Annotated in this window: 18 protein-coding genes and 1 pseudogene; 10 read left to right on the forward strand and 9 right to left on the reverse strand. The window is 70.1% G+C overall.

What is annotated here, in order from left to right; genetic code table 11:
- Positions 1–209: 209 nt before the first annotated feature.
- A complete protein-coding gene (locus ACZ6BB_RS18170; RefSeq protein WP_471616167.1) occupies positions 210–1850 on the reverse strand; it encodes a protein kinase domain-containing protein in 1641 nt (546 codons plus the stop codon).
- Positions 1851–2241: 391 nt separating this feature from the next.
- On the opposite strand from ACZ6BB_RS18170, the gene ACZ6BB_RS18175 reads away from it, so the two are divergent.
- Positions 2242–3813, forward strand: coding sequence for a protein kinase domain-containing protein (locus ACZ6BB_RS18175; protein ID WP_471616168.1), 1572 nt, complete (start codon positions 2242–2244; stop codon positions 3811–3813).
- A 30-nt stretch (positions 3814–3843) separates the two neighbouring features.
- Here ACZ6BB_RS18175 and ACZ6BB_RS18180 read toward each other — a convergent pair.
- Positions 3844–4991 (reverse strand): annotated as a pseudogene (locus ACZ6BB_RS18180) (phosphotransferase).
- 551 nt (positions 4992–5542) lie between these two features.
- Between ACZ6BB_RS18180 and pdhA the strand changes: the two are divergent.
- The 3 genes from pdhA to ACZ6BB_RS18195 are packed head-to-tail and all read left to right on the forward strand — an operon-like array spanning position 5543 to position 9254.
- A complete protein-coding gene (gene pdhA / locus ACZ6BB_RS18185) occupies positions 5543–6763 on the forward strand; it encodes a pyruvate dehydrogenase (acetyl-transferring) E1 component subunit alpha (protein WP_471616169.1) in 1221 nt (406 codons plus the stop codon).
- 2 nt (positions 6764–6765) lie between these two features.
- Entirely contained in the window at positions 6766–7794 is a 1029-nt protein-coding gene (locus ACZ6BB_RS18190) for an alpha-ketoacid dehydrogenase subunit beta (RefSeq protein WP_471616170.1), read from the forward strand.
- An 11-nt stretch (positions 7795–7805) separates the two neighbouring features.
- A complete protein-coding gene (locus ACZ6BB_RS18195; protein WP_471616171.1) occupies positions 7806–9254 on the forward strand; it encodes a dihydrolipoamide acetyltransferase family protein in 1449 nt (482 codons plus the stop codon).
- A gap of 90 nt (positions 9255–9344) precedes the next feature.
- Here the strand turns inward: ACZ6BB_RS18195 and ACZ6BB_RS18200 are convergent, their stop codons facing one another.
- Together ACZ6BB_RS18200 and ACZ6BB_RS18205 are read right to left on the reverse strand one after the other, a co-directional pair.
- The gene (locus ACZ6BB_RS18200) at positions 9345–10310 is read right to left on the reverse strand and encodes a BRO-N domain-containing protein (protein ID WP_471616172.1); all 966 of its coding nucleotides are present in this window, start codon (positions 10308–10310) and stop codon (positions 9345–9347) included.
- A gap of 170 nt (positions 10311–10480) precedes the next feature.
- Positions 10481–11326 (reverse strand): D-alanyl-D-alanine carboxypeptidase family protein, encoded by an 846-nt coding sequence (locus ACZ6BB_RS18205; RefSeq protein ID WP_471616173.1) that lies wholly within the window; start codon positions 11324–11326, stop codon positions 10481–10483.
- Positions 11327–11612: 286 nt separating this feature from the next.
- On the opposite strand from ACZ6BB_RS18205, the gene ACZ6BB_RS18210 reads away from it, so the two are divergent.
- Both ACZ6BB_RS18210 and ACZ6BB_RS18215 read left to right on the forward strand, forming a co-directional pair.
- A complete protein-coding gene (locus ACZ6BB_RS18210) occupies positions 11613–12275 on the forward strand; it encodes a GntR family transcriptional regulator (RefSeq protein WP_471616174.1) in 663 nt (220 codons plus the stop codon).
- 11 nt (positions 12276–12286) lie between these two features.
- Entirely contained in the window at positions 12287–13588 is a 1302-nt protein-coding gene (locus tag ACZ6BB_RS18215; RefSeq protein WP_471616586.1) for an MFS transporter, read from the forward strand.
- A gap of 34 nt (positions 13589–13622) precedes the next feature.
- On the opposite strand, the gene ACZ6BB_RS18220 is transcribed toward ACZ6BB_RS18215, so the two are convergent.
- Positions 13623–14447, reverse strand: coding sequence for a maleylpyruvate isomerase family mycothiol-dependent enzyme (locus tag ACZ6BB_RS18220; protein WP_471616175.1), 825 nt, complete (start codon positions 14445–14447; stop codon positions 13623–13625).
- 231 nt (positions 14448–14678) lie between these two features.
- Between ACZ6BB_RS18220 and ACZ6BB_RS18225 the strand changes: the two genes are divergently transcribed.
- Positions 14679–15473 (forward strand): carbon-nitrogen family hydrolase, encoded by a 795-nt coding sequence (locus ACZ6BB_RS18225; protein ID WP_471616176.1) that lies wholly within the window; start codon positions 14679–14681, stop codon positions 15471–15473.
- A gap of 55 nt (positions 15474–15528) precedes the next feature.
- Here ACZ6BB_RS18225 and ACZ6BB_RS18230 read toward each other — a convergent pair whose 3' ends face one another.
- The 4 genes from ACZ6BB_RS18230 to ACZ6BB_RS18245 all read right to left on the reverse strand — a co-directional run bounded on the left by ACZ6BB_RS18230 (position 15529) and on the right by ACZ6BB_RS18245 (position 19777).
- Complete coding sequence (locus tag ACZ6BB_RS18230) at positions 15529–16023, reverse strand: LURP-one-related/scramblase family protein (protein ID WP_471616177.1); 495 nt, start codon at positions 16021–16023, stop codon at positions 15529–15531.
- A 105-nt stretch (positions 16024–16128) separates the two neighbouring features.
- Positions 16129–16365 (reverse strand): DUF6458 family protein, encoded by a 237-nt coding sequence (locus tag ACZ6BB_RS18235; protein WP_275457304.1) that lies wholly within the window; start codon positions 16363–16365, stop codon positions 16129–16131.
- A gap of 120 nt (positions 16366–16485) precedes the next feature.
- Positions 16486–17784: a M18 family aminopeptidase gene (locus ACZ6BB_RS18240; RefSeq protein ID WP_471616178.1), complete on the reverse strand. Its 1299-nt coding sequence runs from the start codon at positions 17782–17784 to the stop codon at positions 16486–16488.
- Between the two features lie 166 nt (positions 17785–17950).
- Positions 17951–19777, reverse strand: coding sequence for an acyl-CoA dehydrogenase (locus tag ACZ6BB_RS18245; RefSeq protein WP_471616179.1), 1827 nt, complete (start codon positions 19775–19777; stop codon positions 17951–17953).
- Positions 19778–19926: 149 nt separating this feature from the next.
- Between ACZ6BB_RS18245 and ACZ6BB_RS18250 the strand changes: the two genes are divergently transcribed.
- From ACZ6BB_RS18250 to ACZ6BB_RS18260, 3 genes are all read left to right on the forward strand, one after another.
- Positions 19927–20421 carry an SseB family protein gene (locus ACZ6BB_RS18250; RefSeq protein WP_005483119.1) on the forward strand — a complete coding sequence of 165 codons (495 nt, stop codon included), beginning with the start codon at positions 19927–19929 and terminating at the stop codon, positions 20419–20421.
- 347 nt (positions 20422–20768) lie between these two features.
- Positions 20769–21740 carry a pirin family protein gene (locus ACZ6BB_RS18255; protein WP_471616180.1) on the forward strand — a complete coding sequence of 324 codons (972 nt, stop codon included), beginning with the start codon at positions 20769–20771 and terminating at the stop codon, positions 21738–21740.
- Positions 21741–22326: 586 nt separating this feature from the next.
- Positions 22327–23763, forward strand: coding sequence for a glycosyltransferase family 39 protein (locus tag ACZ6BB_RS18260; protein ID WP_471616587.1), 1437 nt, complete (start codon positions 22327–22329; stop codon positions 23761–23763).
- Positions 23764–23823: the final 60 nt, after the last annotated feature.

Consider the following 23823-nt stretch of genomic DNA (forward strand, 5'->3'; position numbering starts at 1 on the left):
GTGCGGTCAAGAGGGTGTCTAACTCGGTCGTCACAACCCGATGTTGGACACCCTCCCTGCGTCCGTGAACCCCGCAATAGGAACTACTCGTCTAGCCCCGGACGGACACCCGTCCGGCGCCCCCGCCCGACACCCCCACCCCCCCCACGTACGCAGAGGGCCCGGCACATGACGTGCCGGGCCCTTCCACCTGCCGGGGTGGGCGGGCGTCAGGCCGGGTTGCCCGTGGAGACCTTGAGGACGATCGTGGGCATGTCCTTGGGGTCGACGTCCTCGTCGGCCGACGGGTACTGCTCCATCACCGTGCCCTCGCCGTACGTGTTCTCGTCGACCTTCTGCACGTCGTACTCCCAGCCCGCGGCCTGGAAGCACTTCTTCACCGAGTCGATGTTCTTGAAGGTGAAGCCCGGCAGTTCGATCTTGTCCGGGTCGTTGTACGACTCCACGGGCTCCGTGCACGCGGTCGTTTCGATGACCTTCGAGGTGTCCGGGCCCTTGTGCCCCTCGACCACGGTCGGCGAGGGGGACGTGGTCGTGCCGTCGTCGCCCTTGGTCTCCGTGCCCGTGTTCAGGGTCAGCGCCACGATCAGACCGCCGACCGCGAGGACCGACACGGCGATCGCCCCCACGATCACGCCCTTGTTGCTCTTCCCGCCCTCGGCACCTCCCGCCGACGGTGAGGACTGCTGGGGCGAGATGGTGTACGGCGGCGGGGTGGCCGCCCCCTGCTGCGGCGCGTACTGGGCGGTCTGCGGCGGGGCCGGGTAACCGCCCTGCTGCGGGTAGCCGTAGGACGGGGCGGGCGCGGGGGTCGGCGGACCGTATCCGCCCGTCGCGTGCGGCTGGTACGGCGTCTGGACGCTGCCCGACTGCGGCGCGCCCGTCTGGTCGATCGGGGGGAAGACGGCCGAGGAGACGCCGGCGCCGCTGGGTGTCTGCGCGCCCGGCACGATGCTCGGCGCGACGGGCTGGAGGGACGCGGCGACCCGCATGCACTCGTCCCGCATCGCCTCCGCGCTCGGGAACCGCTCGTTCGGGTTCTTCTTCAGCGCCCGGGCGATGATCGCGTCGACGGCCGGCGGCAGGGAACGGTTGATCGAGGAGGGAGCCACCGGCTCCTCCTGGACGTGGGCGTACGCGATGGCCAGCGGGGAGTCCGCCTCGAAGGGCAGCCGCCCGGTGGTCAGCTGGAACAGCATGATGCCGACCGAGTACAGGTCGGAGCGGGCGTCCACGCCTCGGCCGAGGGCCTGCTCGGGCGACAGGTACTGCGGGGTGCCGACGACCATGCCGGTCTGCGTCATCGACGTCACACCCGACTGCATGGCGCGGGCGATGCCGAAGTCCATGACCTTCACGACGTCGCGCTTGGTCATCATCACGTTGCCCGGCTTGATGTCGCGGTGGACCAGGCCCATCTCGTGGCTGATCTCCAGCGCCGCCAGCACGTCCGCGGTGATCTTCAGCGCCTTGTCGGCGGGCATCGCGCCGAGCTGGGCGACGTCGGCGTCGAGCACGGAACCGAGCGGCTTGCCCTCGATGTACTCCATGACGATGTACGGCGTCGTCATGCCGTCCATCTCGTCCTCGCCGGTGTCGAAGACGGAGACGATGTTGGTGTGGGTGAGCTTCGCCACGGCCTGCGCCTCGCGGCGGAAACGCTCACGGAATGCCTGTTCGCGGCCGAGTTCGGTGTGGAGTGTCTTGATCGCGACCTGTCGGTCGAGCACCGAGTCGTACGCGAGGTGGACGGAGGCCATACCGCCTTCGCCGAGCAGGTCACGCAGCTGATAGCGGCCACCGGCTAGCGACCGCCCCGCGTACCGGCCCTGTGCGGCGTCCTGGCTCATCTTCCTGCGTCCCCCATCGGCGCGCGAAAGCTGCTGGCGTTGCTCCCGCGATTCGGTGATCCCTGATGCTGCTGGTGATCCTTTGAGCTATTCCCGGCCAAGTCTGCCCCAGGGCACCGACACGTCAAGCGCGGTGCCCGATCCGTGACCGTACGCGAAAGAAGCGTCGCGGAAGCGTTACAGGGGGCGTACGCCCGGTACACAGAACTTGCACGAGTGCGCGCGCTGCGGGTTTCATGGCCGACTCAACCTATGGATCCACCTTGAACCCGTCGTGAACCCCGTCGCGCATCCAACCCGGACCGGCCCCTTGCGTGAAGGCTGTAGCGTGGCCGACGGAGACCGTAACAAGTACCGCGCGGACCGCGGGCAGAAACGACGGCGAGGACTGATGGCACAGCAGCAGCGCTCTCAGGGCCCGTCCGACCCCGAGGCGGCTGGTGGCGGCATGTCGGACGCGCCGGAGTTGTGGGGCAACGGCGGGCTGGTCGGTGACGGTCGGTACCGGATGACCCACAGACTCGGCCGGGGCGGCATGGCCGAGGTGTTCGCGGCGGAGGACGTGCGCCTCGGTCGTACGGTGGCGGTCAAACTGCTCCGTTCCGACCTGGCCGAGGACCCCATCTCCAAGGCCCGCTTCACGCGTGAGGCCCAGGCCGTGGCTGGTCTCAACCACCACTCGATCGTGGCGGTCTACGATTCCGGCGAGGACGTCGTGAACGGCACGCCCGTGCCGTACATCGTCATGGAGCTGGTCGAGGGCCGCACGATCCGCGATCTGCTGATCAACGCGGAGGCGCCCGGCCCCGAGCAGGCGCTGATCATCGTCTCGGGGGTGCTGGAGGCGCTCGCCTACTCGCACCAGCACGGCATCGTGCACCGCGACATCAAGCCGGCGAACGTCATCATCACCGACAACGGTGCCGTGAAGGTGATGGACTTCGGCATCGCGCGCGCCCTGCACGGGGCGTCGACGACGATGACGCAGACCGGCATGGTGATGGGCACACCCCAGTACCTCTCCCCGGAGCAGGCGCTCGGCAAGGCCGTCGACCACCGCTCCGACCTGTACGCCACCGGCTGTCTGCTCTACGAACTCCTCGCGCTGAGGCCGCCGTTCATCGGCGAGACCCCGCTGTCGGTGGTCTACCAGCACGTCCAGGACATCCCGGTGCCGCCCTCCGAGTCCTCGGACGGGGCGGCGCCGCCGGAGCTCGACGGCCTCGTCATGCGCTCCCTCGCCAAGGAGCCGGACGACCGGTTCCAGACGGCCGAGGAGATGCGCGGCCTCGTGCAGTACGGCCTGCAGATGCTGTACGACCAGGGCGGCCACACCGGCACCTGGAACACGGGGCCCGTCGCCGTGCACGACGGCCGGCACACACCGCCGGGCGGTATGTCCGGTACGACGGTCATGCCCCACCCCGGGGAGGGCACCTCGCAGATCCCGCAGCCGATCCTGCCCGGATACGGCGGCGGTGGCCGGGACGACGGCGGCTTCGAGGGGCGCGGCAACCGGGGCAGCGGCCGCGGCAAGCTGTGGATCCTCGCCGTTCTCGCGGTGATCGCCATCTCCGCCGGTGTCGCGCTGGCACTGAACACCAAGGACACCGGCGGCGGCAGCGGCGGCACCGGGACCAGCAAGTCCCCGACGGCGACGTCCTCCAGCAAGGACAAGGACACCAGCGAGACGCCCAGCGACGAGGTGACCGAGGAGGAGACGCAGGGCAACACCGGCTCCGGCGACAACCCCGGCTACACGCCGTCGTACACGCGGTCCCCGTCCTTCAGCCAGTCGCCGACGGACGAGCCGACGGACGAGCCGACCTCGGAGGAGCCGACGACCTCCGAGGAGCCGACGACCTCCGAGGAGCCGGACCCGCCGGTGAGCGAGAGCCCCGACGAGGGCAGCAGCGGCGACACCGCCGGTCTGCCGGGCGGTATCGGCGACGACGAGGAGTGATCCGAGGCGTTCGCGCAGTGGCCCCCCGGGTCACTCCGCGAACGCCTCGCACACCGCGTCGTACTCCCTCGTCCACCACACCACCAGCGCCGAGGCCGCAGGGAACTGCGGATCGGCGCGTGTGTCGCCGCGTTCGTAGCGCCAGCAGAGCATCCAGAAGTCGTTGAGCCGCTCCCACCACACGCGGTGCACGGCGGTGACGAGTTCGGCCGGGCCGGCCCCCGTGGAACGCCGGTACGCGCGCGCGTAGGACCGTACTCTCGCCAGGTCCAGGGCGCCGACGGGCCGTACGAAGAAGATCACCGCCGCCCGGACCGCCTCCTCCGCGCGTGGCTGCACCCCGAGCCGGTCCCAGTCGAGGATCGCGGCGGGCACCTCGGGCGCGTCGTCCCGGTAGAGCACGTTGAACGGGTGGAAGTCGCCGTGGACCCACCCCAACGGGCCGCCCCTGGGCGGCCGCCGCCCCGCGTGCCGCTCCAGCAGTTCCCGACGCTCCAGCAGCCGGTGCCGGGCGAGCGCGTCGAAGGCGTCGGCCGGCCGGTGCCGCCGTACCCGGTCGAGCAGGGCCTCGATCAGGGCGAAGGTCTCGGTGGGGTCCGCGCTCTCGGACCCGAGGCTCTCCGTGGCCCCGGGGGACCGTAAGGCTTCGCGTCAGCCGTGCCGGCCGCGTCAGCCGTGCCGGCCGTGCGGTCCGCGGCCCGTGGTGCGGTGGGCGACCTGGCCGGGCCGTGGCCGTGGGCCGGGACCGGCCGCCTGCGGGCCGGCGGCGGCGCCTCCGGCTGCCGCGCCGGCATCACCCGTTCCAAGGACGCGTGGACGACGCCCAGCAGCGCCCCCAGGCGGCCGCACTGTCCGGGGGTGAGCTGGCCGCCGTGCCGGTGGCGTCCCTCGATCCAGGGGTGCAGGGCGTAGGCGTGGCCGCCGACCACGGCGACCGTGTGGCCGTCGCGCCCGGCCAGCGGCGGGGCCACCGGAACCCCCAGGTCGGCGAGGCGCAGGGTGGCCCGGTGCTGGCGCGCGATCGCGGCGGGGGCGGCGGTCTCGGGGTCGAAGTGGTGTTTGAGGAAGTACCGGCCGCGGGTGGTGGAGAGCCGGTAGCCGCGGTTGAGGAGGCCCTCGTCGACGGGTTCGCAGGTGAGCGCGGATCCGGCGGCGTACCGCTTCAGGAGGGGGCCCAGCGGGGGCGCGTGGAGTACGGGGGGTGGTGCGGATGAGCGCGGCACGCGCCAGATGGTAGGGCACGCGCCAGGCCGCCGACCTCAGGAATGTCACCCACAGTCGTGATCGATCACAGAGCGCGCAGAACCGAACTGTGGCTCGAAGCGCAGACATCCGGCCGCACGGATGGAGCAACTTCCACAGCCGATCTCGACGCCCGCCTCCGGTGAAGTCTTCCCGAGGCCGGGGTGGCCGGGATAACGTGCCCGTGTTCCGGCCCCCTGCCAGGCTGTTAACCAGTGCTGTGACCAGCAGCTGTTCCCGACGGACGCGACTCACTTGGACCCCCTAGTACCGAATTACTTGGAAATCCAAGGAAAATCGCAGGTCAGTAGGGGTTTCACAGGAATGTGGAGCACTGGGTAACGTGCCTCGTGCAGGGCGCTCGCCGGGGCACCTGTCACGTCTGTTCCCGGCCAAGGGCACCCACCCCGTGCACGGGTTACCGGGATCAGGCGAGCCGCACTGGTCACCCGGCAACCCCGGGGGCCGGACCGACGGAGGAGCACACGTGACCGTGGAGAGCACTGCCGCGCGCAAGCCGCGACGCAGCGCCGCAGGCAAGACCGGCAGCACCGGCAGCAAGGCGGCCGGCACCACCGGCACCAGGCGTGCCGCCACTGCCAAGAAGCCGACCGACGCCCAGCCCGAACTCGTTCAGCTGCTGACGCCCGAGGGCAAGCGTGTCAGGAACGCCGAGTACGACCCGTTCGTCGCGGACATCACCGCCGACGAGCTGCGGGGCCTGTACCGCGACATGGTGCTGACCCGTCGCTTCGACGCCGAGGCCACCTCCCTGCAGCGCCAGGGCGAGCTGGGCCTGTGGGCCTCGCTGCTCGGCCAGGAGGCCGCCCAGATCGGCTCCGGGCGGGCCACCCGGGAGGACGACTACGTCTTCCCGACCTATCGCGAGCACGGCGTCGCCTGGTGCCGCGGTGTCGACCCGACCAACCTGCTGGGCATGTTCCGCGGCGTGAACAACGGCGGCTGGGACCCGAACAGCAACAACTTCCACCTCTACACGATCGTCATCGGCTCCCAGACGCTGCACGCGACCGGGTACGCCATGGGCATCGCCAAGGACGGCGCCGACTCGGCGGTCGTCGCCTACTTCGGCGACGGCGCCTCCAGCCAGGGCGACGTCGCCGAGGCGTTCACCTTCTCCGCGGTCTACAACGCGCCGGTCGTGTTCTTCTGCCAGAACAACCAGTGGGCCATCTCGGAACCGACCGAGAAGCAGACCCGCGTACCGCTGTACCAGCGCGCCCAGGGCTTCGGTTTCCCGGGCGTCCGTGTCGACGGCAACGACGTACTGGGCTGCCTCGCCGTCACCAAGTGGGCGCTGGAGCGCGCCCGCCGGGGCGAGGGCCCCACCCTGGTGGAGGCGTACACGTACCGCATGGGCGCCCACACCACCTCCGACGACCCCACCCGCTACCGCCACGACGACGAGCGGGTGGCCTGGGAGGCCAAGGACCCGATCGCGCGCCTGCGCGCTTACCTGGAGTCCGAAACCGACACGAACGAGGGATTCTTCGCGGAACTCGAAGCGGAGAGCGAGGCGTTGGGAAGGCGAGTGCGCGAAGTGGTGCGTGCCATGCCCGACCCGGACCACTTCGCCATCTTCGAGAACGCGTACGCGGACGGACACGCGCTCGTGGACGAGGAGCGCGCCCAGTTCGCCGCGTACCAGGCGTCGTTCGCCGATGTGGACGAAGAGGAGGGCAAGTAGCGATGAGCACGCAGACAGCCGCGCAGACGGCGGGGCAGAGCGCCGGTCGATCCGCCGTGAAGAGCATGGCGATCGCCAAGGCGATCAACGAATCGCTGCGCAGGGCCCTCGAAGCCGACCCCAAGGTCCTCGTCATGGGCGAGGACGTCGGCAAGCTCGGCGGGGTGTTCCGGGTGACGGACGGCCTGCAGAAGGACTTCGGCGAGGACCGGGTGATCGACACCCCGCTCGCCGAGTCGGGCATCGTCGGCACCGCCATCGGCCTCGCCCTGCGGGGGTACCGCCCGGTGGTCGAGATCCAGTTCGACGGCTTCGTCTTCCCCGCGTACGACCAGATCGTCACCCAGCTCGCCAAGATGCACGCGCGCTCGCTGGGCAAGGTCAAGCTCCCCGTCGTCGTCCGTATCCCCTACGGCGGCGGCATCGGCGCGGTCGAGCACCACTCCGAGTCCCCGGAGGCGCTGTTCGCGCACGTGGCGGGCCTGAAGGTGGTCTCGCCGTCGAACGCGTCGGACGCCTACTGGATGATGCAGCAGGCCATCCAGAGCGACGACCCGGTGATCTTCTTCGAGCCCAAGCGGCGCTACTGGGACAAGGCCGAGGTCAACCCCGAGGCCATCCCCGGCCCGCTGCACAAGGCCCGTGTCGTCCGTGAGGGCACCGACCTCACGCTCGCCGCGTACGGCCCGATGGTGAAGCTCTGCCAGGAGGTCGCCGACGCGGCGGCCGAGGAAGGCCGGGCCCTGGAGATCCTGGATCTGCGGTCGGTGTCCCCGCTGGACTTCGACTCGATCCAGGCGTCCGTGGAGCGGACCGGCCGCCTGGTCGTGGTGCACGAGGCCCCGGTGTTCTTCGGCTCGGGCGCGGAGATCGCCGCCCGCATCACCGAGCGGTGCTTCTACCACCTGGAGGCCCCCGTCCTCCGTGTCGGCGGTTACCACGCCCCCTATCCGCCGGCTCGGCTGGAGGAGGAGTACCTGCCGAATCTGGACCGGGTGCTCGACGCCGTCGACCGCTCGCTGGCGTACTGAGGGAGAGGTCCGTGACGACGATGACAGACACGTCTCCGCGCGAGTTCAAGATGCCCGACGTGGGCGAGGGACTCACCGAGGCCGAGATCCTCAAGTGGTACGTCCAGCCCGGCGACACCGTCACCGACGGCCAGGTCGTCTGCGAGGTCGAGACGGCCAAGGCCGCCGTCGAACTGCCCATCCCGTACGACGGTGTCGTACGCGCCCTGCACTTCCCCGAGGGCACCACGGTCGACGTCGGCACGTCGATCATCGCGGTGGACGTGGCGGGCGGGGCGGCCCCGGCCGAGCCGGAGCCCTCCGCGGCCAAGCCGGAGCCCGCGGCGAAGCCCGCGCCCGCGGCCAGGAAGCCCGAGGGCCGCACACCGGTCCTCGTCGGCTACGGGGTCGCCGAGTCGTCCACCAAGCGCCGCCCCCGCAAGGGCGTGCCGCCGGTGGCGGCGCCCGCCGAGGACACCCTGTACGCGGCCACCGCGATCCAGGCCGTCCAGGGCGAGCTGAACGGACACGGTCACACCGTCGGCGAGCCGCGTCCGCTGGCGAAGCCGCCGGTCCGCAAGCTGGCCAAGGACCTCGGGGTGGACCTGGCGACGATCACGCCGTCCGGCCCGGACGGCGTGATCACCCGTGAGGACGTCCACGCGGCCGTCGCCCCGCCGAAGGCTCCCGAGCCGGTGGCTCAGGCGCCCGCGGCCCCGGCCGCTCCTGCCGCCTCCGTCGCGGCTCCGGCCCCGGCTCCGGTGGCGTCGTACGACGGCGCGCGCGAGACCCGGATCCCGGTCAAGGGGGTCCGGAAGGCGACGGCGGCGGCGATGGTCGGCTCGGCCTTCACCGCGCCGCACGTCACGGAGTTCGTGACGGTCGACGTGACGCGCACGATGAAGCTGGTCGAGGAGCTGAAGCAGGACAAGGAGCTCGCGGGTCTCCGGGTCAATCCGCTGCTGCTGATCGCCAAGGCGCTGCTCGTGGCGATCCGGCGCAATCCGGAGATCAACGCCTCCTGGGACGAGGCCGCCCAGGAGATCGTGGTCAAGCACTACGTGAACCTGGGGATCGCGGCGGCCACCCCGCGCGGTCTGATCGTCCCGAACATCAAGGACGCCCACGCGAAGACGCTGCCCCAACTGGCGGAGTCGCTGGGCGAGCTGGTCTCGACGGCGAAGGAGGGCCGCACCAGCCCCGCCGCGATGCAGGGCGGCACGCTCACCATCACCAATGTCGGAGTCTTCGGTATCGACACCGGCACGCCGATCCTCAACCCCGGTGAGTCCGCGATCCTCGCGGTCGGCTCGATCAAGCCGCAGCCGTGGGTCCACAAGGGGAAGGTGAAGCCCCGGCAGGTCACCACCCTGGCGCTCTCCTTCGACCACCGGCTGGTGGACGGGGAGCTTGGCTCCAAGGTGCTGGCGGACGTGGCGGCGATCCTGGAGCAGCCGAAGAGGCTGATCACGTGGGCGTGAGGGTTCCGACTGGGTAGGCTCACGGGGAAGGGGCCGGCCGCAAATTCGTCTTGCGGCCGGCCCCTTCTCCGTTGTCGTACCCGGATGCCGTCAGCGTCGGTCGAGCACGTACACCGGCGCCCCGTCCTCCGCCGCGCCCATGGGGTGGATGCAGGCGTGCTTGCGCAGCAGGCGCAGACATTCGCTGACGCGGTGCACGGACAGCCCCGTCCGGGCCGCGATCGTCTCCAACGGCTGCCGCAGCTCACCCTTCTCGACCAGCACCGGGGCGATCACGACGGCCACCGTCCACACGTCCTCCGTCACCGACAACCGCTCCCGCCAGTCGGCGAGCACCGTCTCCGTGGTCGGCTGTGTCGAGACCGTCGTGGTGTCCGGTACCGGCCGGGCGAGAGTCAGGGCGTCGAGCCGGTCCGCGATGCGCTCCATCGCCTGGGCCATGGCCTGCTGGGCGGCGAGGGTGGCGGTCTGCAACTCCACCATCTGCTCCTGCAGGGCGATCGACCTCTGCTGTGCCACCGCGAGTTGCTCGTCCGCCTGGAGGTTGCGCTCCTCCAGCCGGACGATGGCCTCCGCGACCTGCTCGGGCATGGCGTAGGCGATGGGCGCGCCCGGCTCCGAGGGCTGCACCTCGGCCTCCTCCAGGGTGTAGGAACCCTCGCGCTGGACGGTCTCGATCACTTCGGCGACCCAGCGTTTGAAGGGGGCGCACTCCGGTTTGGTGCAGGCGCTGACGAGAAGGATCAGGCCCTGGAGATCGATGAGATTCATGTCTCGCCGCCACTCCCGACCTGCGGGAACGCCGAGACCGTAACTTCCGGTTACAGTCTCAAGAATCTCTCGGTGCTTCTCTGGGACATGGTCGGAGAGTGCCTTCCGAGAGTTGGTGTGCCCCAACTCCTTGCAGACATCCACCGCCGGGAACCAGTGTGTCCCGTCCGGCATGGTGAGTCGGCGGACCCGGGCTCCGGTAGCCGCGTAGACGAAGTCGCCGACGTCGAGTGCGTCCTGCTGACGCATGCGGGGGTCGGGCTGGTGCTTGCTGGGTTCGATCATGTGAACCACCTCCGCTGCGGAACGTAGGGCGGAGGAAATCGAATATGCCAGCTGAACTAACCGTATTCACTATTGCGAGGTATATAAGCCTGATCGGCTTGCGCGGGGGAAACGGGAAGGGGGCCACCGCTCACTGCGGTGGCCCCCTTCCCGTGAGATGCCCGAGTCGCCTACAGCGTGGCGAACCCGTAGTCCATGAGCTTCTTCACGTCCGCCATGCGGTTGGCCTCGGAGGAAGACGTGAGGACGGTGCCCATGATCGTCTTACCGTTGCGGGTCGCGGCGAAGACGAGGCAGTACTTGGATTCGGTGCCGGAGCCGGTCTTGATACCGATGGTGCCCTTCCAGCCGAGAAGCTTGTTGGTGTTTGCCCACGTCGTCAGGCGGGTGCCGCCGTTCTTGGTGATCGTCTTCGCCGTGTAGGACTTCGTCGCGACGATCTTCTTGAAGTTCGCGTTCTTCATGACGTCGCGCGCGAGCTTGGTGAGGTCGCGCGGGGTCGAGGCGTTCGATCCCTTGCTGATGCCGTCGAACGAGTCGAACTTGGTGTTCGTCATGCCGAGGTTCTTGGCCGTGGTGTTCATCTTGGCGATGAAGTTCTTGGTGCGGGCCGAGATCGTCGAGCCGGAACCGTACTTGTCGGCCAGAGCCATGGCGGCCTCGCAACCCGACTTCAGCATCATCCCGTACAGCAACTGACGGACAGTCACCTTGTCGCCCACGATCAGCCCGGCCGACGAGGCCTGGTTGTTGACGATGTAGTCGCTGTAGGCGCCCTTGATCGTCACCTTGGCGTCGAGGTTCAGGTTCGGCTGCGACAGTACGACCTTGGCGGTCATGATCTTCGTGGTGGAGGCGGTGAGCCTCTTGGTGTCAGCGGCCTTGGTGAAAAGAGTCTTGCCGTTGGCGCCGTTCATCACGAACCCGCCCTTGGCGGTGATCGTGGGCTTCGCGGGAGCGGCCTGCGCGGGAGCGGAGCCGATGACTCCGGTCGCGATCATCGCACCGGTGGTCATGACGACTGCTGCGGCTCTGCGGACACGCGCGCCCTTTATGGCGGTAATCAAGTCAAGTACCCCGATTGCGTCAAATGTCTGTGGAGCGCGGCCACTTGAACTCCGGGTTTCGGGCAAGCAGGGCCGCTTCTCGTGTGACAAGTGAGTAGCACAAAAGGTTGTGCTCCGTGTGGCATGGGGGGCAATTCAGAGCCACCTCACACCCTTCTGACGGGTTCATGGTGGGTTTTCGTCCGGATCGTGGACGGGGGCAGCGATGCGTACGTGTTGTATCTATGCTGTCGGCATGCCCTCCGCGCCCGCCCTCGTCATGAAGCAGCCCCCCGCCGCCGAACGCGTCTACACCCACGTCAAACAAGGTGTTCTGGAGCGTCGTTACGAGGGCGGCACGCTGCTCACCGAGGGCGAGCTGGCCGAGGCGGTCGGCGTGTCCCGGACGCCGGTGCGCGAGGCGCTGCTGCGGCTGGAGGTCGAGGGGCTGCTCAAGCTCTATCCGAAGAAGGGCGCCTTGGTGCTGCCCGTCTCCGCGCAGGAGATCGCGGACGTCGTCGAGACCCGGCAGCTGGTCGAGGAGCACGCCGTCCGCAAGGCGGTGCCCGCCTCGCCCCGGCTCCTCGCCCGGCTGGAGGAACTGCTCGATCAGCAGAAGGCCCAGGCCGCCGCCGGGGACCTGGCCGCGGCGGCCGTGACCGACCGCTGTTTCCACGCCGAGATCGTCCGCAGCGGGGGGAACGAGATCCTCTCCCGTCTCTACGACCAACTCCGCGACCGGCAGCTGCGGATGGGCGTCGCCGTGATGCACGCCCACCCCGACCGCATCACCAAGGCCCTCCACGAGCACGAGGAGATCCTCCGGGCGCTGCGCGCCGGTGACGCGGAGGCGGCCGTGGCGCTCGTGCACGGGCACGTCAACTGGTTCTCCAACCTGGCGCGGGGGGAGCTGCGTTGAGCCGCCCCGTCATGCCCTCGTCCGCCGGGTCCCTGCCCGCAGACCCGCCCGGCGGCCGCCGCGCCCTCGCGGTCTGGGGCGTGGGCGTCTCCGTCTACTTCGTCGCCGTCATCTTCCGTACGTCGCTGGGCGTGGCCGGCCTCGACGCCGCCGACCGCTTCCAGGTGGGCGCCTCGGCCCTGTCGACCTTCTCGATCCTCCAGCTGCTGGTCTACGCGGGCATGCAGATCCCCGTCGGTCTGCTGGTCGACCGGCTCGGCACCAAGAAGGTGCTGACCCTGGGCGTCCTGCTGTTCACGGCCGGCCAGATCGGCTTCGCGCTGTCGCCGTCGTACGGCACGGCGCTGGCGTCGCGGGCGCTGCTGGGCTGCGGTGACGCGATGACGTTCATCAGCGTGCTGCGGCTGGGCAGCCGCTGGTTCCCGGCCCGGCGCGGACCGATGATCGCGCAGATGGCGGGCCTGGCCGGCATGGCGGGCAATCTGGTCTCGACGCTGCTGCTGGCCCGCCTGCTGCACGGGGTGGGCTGGACCGCGGCGTTCGCGGGCAGTTCGGTCGCCGGTCTGGTCGTCCTCGTCCTGACCCTGCTGTTCCTGAAGGACCACCCCGAGGGGCACGAGCCGGAGCCCTTCCCGCACCACGGGGCCGCGTACGTGCGGCGGCAGATCGCGGCGTCCTGGCGGGAACCCGGCACCCGGCTCGGGATGTGGGTCCACTTCACCACCCAGTTCCCGGCGATGGTGTTCCTGCTGCTGTGGGGGATGCCGTTCCTGGTCCAGGCGCAGGGCCTCGGCCGGGGCACCGCCGGTGAACTGCTCACCCTCGTCGTCCTGTCCAACATGGTCGTCGGACTGGTCTACGGCCAGATCGTCGCCCGGCACCACACCGCGCGGCTGCCGCTGGCGCTCGGCACGGTCCTCGCGACGGCGACGGTGTGGGCGGCCACGATCCTGTACCCCGGCGCTCACGCCCCGATGTGGCTCCTGGTCGTCCTCTGTGCGGTGCTCGGCGCCTGCGGACCAGCCTCGATGCTCGGCTTCGACTTCGCCCGCCCCGCGAACCCGCCGGAGCGTCAGGGCACCGCCTCCGGGATCACCAACATGGGCGGTTTCGTCGCCTCCATGACCACCCTCTTCGCGGTCGGCGCCCTGCTGGATCTGACCGGCGACGACTACCGTGTCGCCTTCTCCGCCGTCTTCGTCCTCCAGGCCCTCGGCCTCGCGCAGATCTTCCGCCTGCGCGGCCGAGCGGCCCGCCGGGAGAGGGAACGCCTGGTGGCGAGCCGGGTGGAGACGGTGCACGTACCGGCCTGAGGGCCGGCCGACGGCAGGCGCCCGGACGCGGCGGCTAGACGGTCACCGCGAACGCGCGCAGGATCGCCGCGATCAGATGGGGGTCGCCCTCGGCCTTGATGCGGTCGGCGACGAGGTCGGCGGTGACGCGGCCGCAGGCGAGGCGGACGTAGGTCTCCCAGTCGAGGGTGAGGCTGGCGGCCGGGCCGAGCGCGGGGGCGGTCTCCAGGGTGCCGCGGCCCTGCATGTCGACGCGGACGGTGCGGATGAACTCCACCGGGCCGTGCACGTCGAAGACGACCGCCGAACTGCGGGGCGCCTGCGCGTCCTCGGCGACGACCTTCGGCAGGACGGAGAGCAGCTCGTCACGGACGACGTACGCGCCCGGCGAGTCCAGGTTCCCCGGCTGCCCCAGCGCGGCGCGCAGGTCCTGTTCGTGGACCCAGACGTCGAACGCGCGGTTGCGCATGGCCTGTTCGAGGGTCACTTCCGTGCTGAGCGGGCCACGGACCTTGTGGCCCGGGTCCCGGGACTCGTTCCGCAGCTGGCGGTTGCGCCGGATGATCGTGTACTCCAGCTCGGAGGTCATCTCCGGCGCGGTGTGGTGGCGGCGGGCGTCGACCTGCATCTCCATGTACCGCTGGTGCTCGGTCCGTACGTGGTACAGGTCGCGCGGGAGGGTGTGGATCGGCCGCGGGTCGCCGAGCATCTCGCAGTCCAGGCCGATGACATGCGAGACCACATCGCGCACCGACCAGGCGGGGCACGGCGTCCGCCGGTTCCACTCGCCCTCCACGAGCGGTGTCACCAGCTCGGATATCGCGTCCACGGAGTGGGTCCAGGCGTCGGCGTAGGGCTGAAGAGTGGGATGCAGACTCACGGAAACGGGACCCCTCGGGCGGTCGGTACCTGTCAGTACGGTCGGTGCGTATGGGTATGTGGGTGGCGGTTTCGGTGGGGGCGTCGGCGTTGACGGCGGTGAGTGGGCTTCGGCGGCTGTCAGTGGGTGTTCTGGAACGTTAAGTTACGCTGCTGTGAGGCACCCCGGCAGTGCTTTGGTGTGACGATCGTAGGCCGGTGTGGACGGCTCGAATGCCAGGACGGTGGTAGTGTGCGCGCCTCGCTCATCCAGATCGGCGTAGAAGAGGATGAATCGGCCGATTCGCGCAGGCGGCGTGTGGCCTCGCTGGTGCGGGACCAGGCCGGTGCCGATCTCGTCGTCCTGCCGGAGCTGTGGACCACCGGCGCCTTCGCGTTCGAATCCTTCACCACGGCGGCCGAGCCGCTGGAGGGGCCGACGTACGAGGCGATGGCCAAGGCGGCGAGCGACGCGGGCGTATGGCTGCACGCGGGCTCGATCCCGGAGCGTGACCCCGACGGGCCTCTCTACAACACCTCCCTGGTCTTCTCACCGTCCGGAGATCTCGCCGCCGTCTACCGCAAGATCCACCGCTTCGGCTTCGACCAGGGGGAGGCCGTGCTGATGGGCGCGGGCTCGGAGCTGGTGACGCTCCGCCTGCCCGACACGACCCTCGGGATCGCCACCTGCTACGACCTCCGCTTCCCCGAGCTGTTCCGCGGGCTCGTCGACGCGGGCGCCGAGACCTTCGTGCTGTCGGCGGGCTGGCCGGAGCGGCGGCGCGCGCACTGGACCCTGCTGGCGCGGGCGCGGGCCGTGGAGAACCAGGCGTACGTCCTCGCCTGCGGAACGGCGGGTACGCACGCGGGAGTCGCCCAGGCGGGCCACTCCGTCGTGGTCGACCCCTGGGGCGAGGTGCTGGCGGAGGCTGGGACCGACGAGGAAGTCCTCACGGTGGAGTTCGACCCGGCGAAGGTGGCCGCCACACGTGAGCAGTTCCCGGCCCTGAAGGACAGACTGCTGGGGCTGGAGCCACCGCGCCGCTGACCCTCGCCGGCCCGCGCTCCCCCTGAGCCGCCGCCCGCCCTCTCCGCCGGGGGCGTCAGTCGTCGTCCCTCTCCCGCTCGGCCAGGTTGATCACGCACACCGTGACGGCGATGAGCAGCGCGGGGTCCGCGTCGTCGCGTACGACGTCGAGGCCGTAGGTCTCGCGGACCCGCAGCCATCTGCGGGAGATGTGCGCGAGGAGTTCGCCGTCGTACTCGACCACGAACTCACGGTCGAGGATCTTGCCGCTGACGTCGAGTTCGGTGCCGTCCGCCAGGGAGACCCGGTAGTGGTTGCGCAGCAGGGACAGGCGTTTGCGGCGGACCGTGGCGAGGGGCTCGCCGTCCCGTTCGACGACCATGGTGTCGCGCAGGGCGAACATCTTGCGGCGGATGTCGATCAGCACCCGCCCCTGGGTGTCCTTCAGCTCGAAGGTGTCCCGCAGCCGCATGGCCTTGCCGTCGACGAGAAAGGCCTTCCGGCCGTGCTCGTCCTCGATCCAGTAGTCGTCACCGATGCCGAGGAGCCGGTCGCGTACGAGGAATCTCATGCCTTCAGGCGTTCCCCGCGGCCGGCTCCGAAACATCGGCGGTAGGCCGAAGGTGGCGAGCCGGTGACCGGTGTCCCGGTCCCGGTACCGCCGCCACCCGCGAGGTCAGTAGCCCTGGTACCCGCCCCGCTGCTGCCGGTCGTCCTCGATCACCGGGGTCGTGGGCGGTACCACCACCCGCCGACGCCTGGCGATGCTGCTGAAGGTGGCGACACCGATCAGCCCGACGATCATGAAGATGACACCGACCAGGTCGAGGTTGACCCCCTGCATGTCCCAGTCGGTGGCGAACGTGAGGATGGCCCCCACGGCGATCAGAATGATGCACCCGCCCAGGCCCATGAGTGTTCCCTCCAGTGTCCGGTTGGGTCGGCCGGTCGTTCCGGTCGTTCGGTCCTACCGGTTGACATCGGGTACCCGGACAGGCCGCTCAGTAACAGCGGTCGGGGGACTGACCCGGGGTCAGCCCTCCAGGAAGGCCGCCAGCGCGTTCGCCAGCAGGTACGGGTCCTTCGCGCCGCACAGTTCGCGGACGCTGTGCATCGAGAGGATGGCGACGCCGATGTCGACGGTGCGGATGCCGTGCCGGGCGGCCGTGATGGGGCCGATGGTGGTGCCGCAGGGCATGGAGTTGTTGGAGACGAACGTCTGGAACGGCACGCCGGCCTTCTCGCAGGCGGCGGCGAAGACGGCACGGCCCGAACCGTCCGTGGCGTAACGGTTGTTGACGTTGACCTTCAGGATCGGGCCGGCGTCCGCGCGGGGGTGGTGCGTCGGGTCGTGGCGCTCCGCGTAGTTGGGATGGACGGCGTGCCCGGTGTCGGAGGAGAGACAGACCGTGCCGGCGAAGGCGCGCGCCCGGTCCTCGTAGGAGCCGCCGCGGGCGAAGACCGAGCGCTCCAGCACCCCGCCGAGCAGCGGGCCGTCCGCGCCGGTGTCGGACTGGGAGCCGTTCTCCTCGTGGTCGAAGGCGGCGAGGACGGGGATGTACGGCAGGCCGTCACCGGAACCGGCGACCGACGCGAGGGCGGCCGTACCGGCGTGCACGGAGAGGAGGTTGTCCATACGGGGACCGGCGAGCAGGTCGTCGTCACGGCCCAGGTACGCGGGGGGCTCGACGGAGTGGGTCATCAGGTCCCAGCCGGTGACCTCGCCGGCGGGGATGCCGGACTCCTCCTCCAGGAAGGCGATCAGGTCGCCGTCGCGGACGTCGTCGCCGAGGCCCCAGACGGGCTGGAGATGACGCTGCTTGTCGAGCTTCAGGCCGTCGGAGGTGACGTTGCGGTCGAGGTGGATGGCGAGCTGGGGGACGCGCAGGAGCGGTCTGTCGACGTTGACGAGGCGGGTGGTGCCGTCGCGCAGGGAGAGCCGGCCCGCGAGGCCGAGGTCGCGGTCGAGCCAGGAGTTGAGCAGCGGGCCGCCGTAGATCTCCACGGCGATCTGGCGCCAGCCGTGCCCGCCGCTGTCGGGGCGGGGCTTGACCCGCAGGTTGGGGGAGTCGGTGTGGGCGCCGATGATGCGGAACGGGGTGTGGGGGGCGGCGCCCTCCGGCACGTACCAGGCGATGATCGCGCCGCCGCGCACCACGTACCGGCCGCCCAGCGAGCCGTCCCACGCGTCCGTCTCCGCGACCTGCCGGAAGCCGGCCTTCTCCAGCCGCTCCGCGGCGCTCGCCACCGCGTGGTACGGGGTCGGGCTGCCCGCAAGGAAGGTCATCAGGTCGTCGGTGTGGCCGCGATCGAAGCGTGGGGGTGTGCGCATGGGGTTCACCTTAACGACGTACGAGGGCCCGCTCCCGGGGGATGGGAGCGGGCCCTCGTGGTGAGCGTGCGGAGGAGGGGGCGCCGGCCGGACGGGCAGGGTCCGTCCGGCGCCACGACCGGGACGCGGCGGCGGACGCGGCCGGGACGCGCCCGGCCGGAGCCCGCTAGAACGCCGACTCGTCCAGCTCCATCAGGTCCAGCTCGACACCCTCGGAGATCTTGCGGGCGAGGGTGACGCCCGGCAGGACGTTGGCCGCGAAGAACTTCGCCGCCGCGATCTTGCCGGTGTAGAAGGCCTTGTCCCTGGCGGAGGCGGTCGGGAGCTTCTCGGCGGCGACGGCGGCACCCTTGAGCAGCAGGTAGCCGACGACCACGTCACCGGAGGCCATGAGCAGGCGGGTGGTGTTGAGGCCCACCTTGTAGATGTTCTTGACGTCCTGCTCGGTGGCCGCGAGGTCGGTGAGGAGGAGGCCGACGATGGCCTCCAGCTCGACGGCGGCCTTGGCGAGGTGCTCACGGGCACCGTCCAGCTGCTCGCCGCCCTCGCCGAGCGCCAGGAACTTCTTGATCTCCTCGGCGAGGGTGTTCAGCGCCGCGCCCTGGTTGCGGACGATCTTCCGGAAGAAGAAGTCCTGCCCCTGGATCGCGGTGGTGCCCTCGTACAGGGTGTCGATCTTGGCGTCGCGGATGTACTGCTCGATCGGGTACTCCTGCAGGAAGCCGGAGCCGCCGAAGGTCTGCAGGGACTGGGCGAGCTGCTCGTAGCCCTTCTCGGAGCCGTAGCCCTTGACGATGGGCAGGAGCAGGTCGTTCAGGGCCTCCAGGGCGGAGGCGTCCTCGCCCGCAGCCTCCTTGACCTGGATCTCGTCCTGGATGGAGGCCGTGTAGAGGACGAGGGCGCGCATACCCTCCGCGTACGCCTTCTGCGTCATCAGCGAGCGGCGGACGTCGGGGTGGTGGGTGATGGTGACCTTGGGCGCGGTCTTGTCCATGAAGTTCGCCAGGTCGGTGCCCTGGACGCGCTCCTTGGCGTACTCCAGCGCGTTGAGGTAGCCCGTCGACAGCGTGGAGATCGCCTTCGTGCCGACCATCATGCGGGCGAACTCGATGATGCGGAACATCTGGCGGATGCCGTCGTGCTTGTCGCCGATCAGCCAGCCCTTGGCCGGGTGACGGTCGCCGAAGGTCATCTCGCAGGTGTTGGAGGCCTTCAGGCCCATCTTGTGCTCGACGTTGGTGGCGTAGACGCCGTTGCGCTCGCCCAGCTCGCCGGTCTCGAAGTCGAAGAGGTACTTCGGGACGAGGAAGAGGGACAGGCCCTTGGTGCCGGGGCCGTGGCCCTCGGGGCGGGCGAGGACGTAGTGGAGGATGTTCTCCTCCATGTCGTGCTCACCGGAGGTGATGAAGCGCTTCACGCCCTCGATGTGCCAGGAGCCGTCCTCCTGCTGGACCGCCTTGGTGCGGCCTGCGCCGACGTCGGAGCCCGCGTCGGGCTCGGTGAGGACCATCGTGGAGCCCCACCGCTTCTCCACGGCGACCTGGGCGATGTGCTTCTGGACCTCGTTGCCCTCCTCGAAGAGGATGCCGGCGAACGCGGGGCCCGAGGAGTACATCCAGACGGCCGGGTTGGCGCCCAGGATCAGCTCGGCGAAGGCCCAGATCAGGGAGCGGGGCGAGGTGGTGCCGCCGATCTCCTCGGGCAGGCCGAGCCGCCAGTACTCGGAGTCCATGAAGGCCTTGTAGCTCTTCTTGAAGGAGGCCGGTACCGGCGCGGTGTTCGTCTCCGGGTCGAAGACCGGAGGGTTGCGGTCGGCGTCCGTGAAGGACTCCGCCAGCTCGTTCTCCGCGAGCCGGGTCAGCTCCTCCAGGATGCTCTTCGCGGTGTCCGTGTCCATCTCCGCGAACGGGCCGGTGCCGTACAGCTTGTCGCGCCCGAGCACCTCGAAGAGGTTGAACTCGATGTCGCGGAGATTCGACTTGTAGTGCCCCATGGCGACGGCTCCGTAAGAGAGATCGGCGAGGCACTGGATCCTCGCGCTAGTTCACATACCAACGAGTAGCTTCTCTGTCGATGATGCTACCCATCGGTAATAAGAAGCAACCCCGAGCCGTCCATCTGTGACTCGTTACGCTTTGCCGCATGTACGGCTACGACCAGAGCGCCGGCCCTCAGCAGCAGTACGCCCCGCCGCCGCAGCAGCAGATGCCCGGGCAGATGCCCGGCGGCCAGATGGGGGGCGGATACGGGCAGCAGCCACCGCTGTACCCGGAGCCGTCCCCGCCCTCCCTCGCGGACGCCGTCCGCGCCTTCACCACCGGCCAGCTGGCCGCGGAGGACTTCCAGCAGGTCTTCGCGACCTCCAAGGTGTACTGCCCGCGCGGCGACAACCCCGGGTTCCTCGCGCTGCACAACACCCAGCAGCCGGTGATCCCCATGTTCACCTCGCTCAAGGAGCTGCGCCGGTACGCCGGCAAGGAGTCCAAGTACTTCGTGATCACCGGTGCGGAGGTGATCGACCTGCTGCCGACCGGGTACGGCTTCGTCCTCGACATGGAGGGGGAGCACCGGATGGTGTTCGACGCGAAGGCCGTGGAGCAGATGGTGGAGTTCGCGATGCGGCGGATGTATGGCTAGACGCCATTGCTTCGCGGGCGGGTAGCTCCGCCGGTCGGGCCGGGTCCGGGGCGGGGTGGTGGGTTGAGGTTCGTTGCGGGGTGCGGGTGGTCCGTGGTCGCTCGCGCAGTTCCCCGCGCCCCCTGGGTCGGTCGCCGCTGGCCCGTGGGGTGTGCTGCACCGTTTCTTCCGGGCCTTTCGGTCCCCTGCTGTTGGCCGGTGACCGAGATTGATCTCGCCGCTGGTCCTCCGTGGCCGGCGGCGTTCTGCTGCCCTGACCGCGAGGGAATGGGATGCGGGCCGTGTGCTGTTGGGGGTAGCAGGAAGTTCAATCGTCAACTAAACTGAGCGCACAAGGAGGTACCGACATGCCCGCAGTGACCGTCGAGAACCCGCTGACCCTGCCCCGTGTCGCCGCGCCGACCGACGCGGTGGCCCGGCCGGTGCTCACCGTGACGACCGCGCCCAGTGGATTCGAGGGCGAGGGTTTCCCGGTCCGCCGTGCGTTCGCCGGGATCAACTACCGCCACCTCGACCCGTTCATCATGATGGACCAGATGGGTGAGGTGGACTACGCGCCGGGCGAGCCGAAGGGCACCCCCTGGCACCCCCACCGCGGCTTCGAGACCGTCACCTACATCATCGACGGGATCTTCGACCACCAGGACAGCCAGGGCGGTGGCGGCACCATCACCAACGGCGACACCCAGTGGATGACGGCCGGCTCGGGCCTCCTCCACATCGAGGCGCCGCCGGAGTCCCTCGTCATGTCCGGTGGCCTCTTCCACGGCATCCAGCTGTGGGTGAACCTCCCGGCCAAGGACAAGATGATGGCCCCGAGGTACCAGGACATCCGCGGCGGCCAGGTCCAGCTGCTCACCACTCCGGACGGCGGCGCGCTCCTGCGTGTCATCGCCGGTGAGCTGGACGGTCACGAGGGGCCGGGCATCACCCACACCCCGATCACCCTGCTCCACGCGACGGTCGCGCCGGGCGCGGAGATCACCCTGCCGTGGCGGGAGGACTTCAACGCCCTCGCGTACGTCCTCGCCGGGCGGGGCAGCGTCGGTGCGGACCGGCGTCCGATCCACCTCGGCCAGACGGCCGTGTTCGGGGCGGGCTCCTCGATCACCTTCCGCGCGGACGAGCAGCAGGACTCGCACACTCCCGACCTGGAGATCGTTCTCCTCGGCGGACAGCCGATCCGTGAGCCCATGGCCCACTACGGCCCGTTCGTCATGAACACCCGCGACGAACTGCAGCAGGCGGTCGAGGACTTCCAGAAGGGCCGGCTGGGGACGATCCCGGCGGTTCACGGGATGACCCCCGAAGGGCTGTAGGTCCCGCCGGAGCGCTGCGGCTGCGCGGTGGATCCGAGGAGTTCGGCAGCTCGGGTGCTTGGGTGCTTGGGTGCTTGGGTGCTCGTTGGCCGAGGGGCTCGGGTGCTCAGCGGGTCGGGTGCTCAGGCGGTCAGTGGCTCAGGTTCTCAGGTGCTCGGTTGCTTGGTGGGAAGGCTCCGTCCGCGCGTGGACGGAGCTTTCCGTCTTTCGGTTCACTGTGTTCCGGGTGATCATGCCCACCCGGACAACAGCTGGATCAGTCTTCCTCTCCCTGCGTAGGTTTTGGCATGTCCACCCGGTCGGCTGACCTCCGGGACGGGTGGCACTCAGGGGGAGATCAGCACGCCTGTCCGCCCCGGCCTGTGGCCGGGGCGTCGACAGGTGTGCCCGCTGCCCTCGCCGTAAGGACAGGGGAACGGGGAGAGATCATGGACAGAGTGCTCGACGACTGGGGAGTTCGCCGCCGGGACGCACTGCGTCCTCCGGTCGCTTGACCACTGACGCTCCGCTGCTCGTACGATGCCGCGCGGCCGTCGCGGCTGTCCCGACCGTCTGCTCGGCGGCGGCGACCCCGGCCCTGGCCCTGGTGCGGCGTCTGCCGCTCTGGTCGGTCCCGGTGGTGTGGACCCTGGCCCTCGGTCTGTGGGGGCTGTCCCGGCAGCACACGGTGTGGCGGGACGAGGCCGCGACCTGGCAGGTGGCACGACGGTCGGCCCCGGACATCTGGCACATGCTGGGGCAGGTCGACGTCGTCCATGGGCTCTACTACCTGCTGATGCACGGTCTCTTCGCGTGCTTCGGCCCCGGTACGACGACTCTGCGGCTGCCCTCGGTGCTGGCCATGGCGGTGGCGGCCGCCTGTGTGACGGTCATCGGCCGCCGGCTGGCCGGGGTCTGGGCGGGCCTGGGCGGCGGGCTGGCGTTCGCGCTGCTGCCGGCGGTGCAGTTCCATCTCCAGGAGGGCCGTCCGTACGCGATCGTCACGGCCGGCGCGGGACTCTCGACGCTGCTGCTGGTGACCGTGCTCCACCGGGAGCGGGACGGCCGTGGGGCGCGCGGGGCGGCCCTCTGGGCGGCGTACGGTGCCGCGGTCCTGGTGTGCGGGCTGCTGAACTGGCTGTCGCTGCTGATCGTGCCCGCGCACGCGGCGACCCTGGTGTGGACGCGGGCGGCGCGGCCGATCTGGGCGCGTTGGGCGGCGGCCTCGGTGGTCGCGACGGCGGGTGTCCTGCCGTTGATCCTTTTCAGCCGCGGGCAGTCCGGTCAGGTCTCCTGGATACCGCCGCTGACCTGGCACATGATGATCGGGCCCGCGGTCCTGCTGACGATCGGGGGTCTCGGGGCCCTGCTGGACCGGCCGCGGGCGGGACGGCTGTCGGTCGCGGCCGTCGCGCTGCCGCTGCTGGCGGTGCCGCAGCTCGGCCTGCTCGGCCTCTCCCTGATCCGGCCCCTGTTCCTGGAACGCTATGTCCTGTCCGGCATGCTGGGTCTGGCGCTCCTGATCGGGGCGGCTCTCGGTGCGGCGGTCCAGGCCGTCCCGCCACGGTTCCCGCAGGCGGCGTCATGGCTCGTCCCGGTGGTCGTCGCCGTCGCGATGGTGGCGCTGCTGCCGCAGTCGATCGCCAAGCGGTCCCCCGCCAGCCGCGTCGACGACGTCCTCGCGACCGCCGAGGACGTACGACGCCTGAAGCGGCCCGGTGACGCGGTGATCTTCGCGCCGTCGGCCCGACGCGACACCGCGCTGGTCTCCCCCGACGACTTCGCGGGGGTACGGGACATCGCGCTGGCCCGGAGCCCCGCGAGGTCCGGGACGCTGAAGGGGGTGGAGGCGGACCCGGCCCGGATACGGGCCGCGATGCTCGCGGAGCGGCGGATCCTGCTGGTCACCGACGCGCCCGACGTGGCGAAACCACCGACGTCGCGACGGGACAGGACGAAAGCCGCCGTACTGGAGCGGTACTTCACCGTGGTGGCGGACGAGCGTTCCCACGGCCGGCGACTGCTGGTGTACGAGCGGGCCTGAGCGGGGACATGCGCAGCGGTCGGGGGCCGCGACCGCGTGGGGCCGGGGGTGGGTGACGCG

This window comes from Streptomyces sp. NPDC041108, from assembly GCF_055592645.1.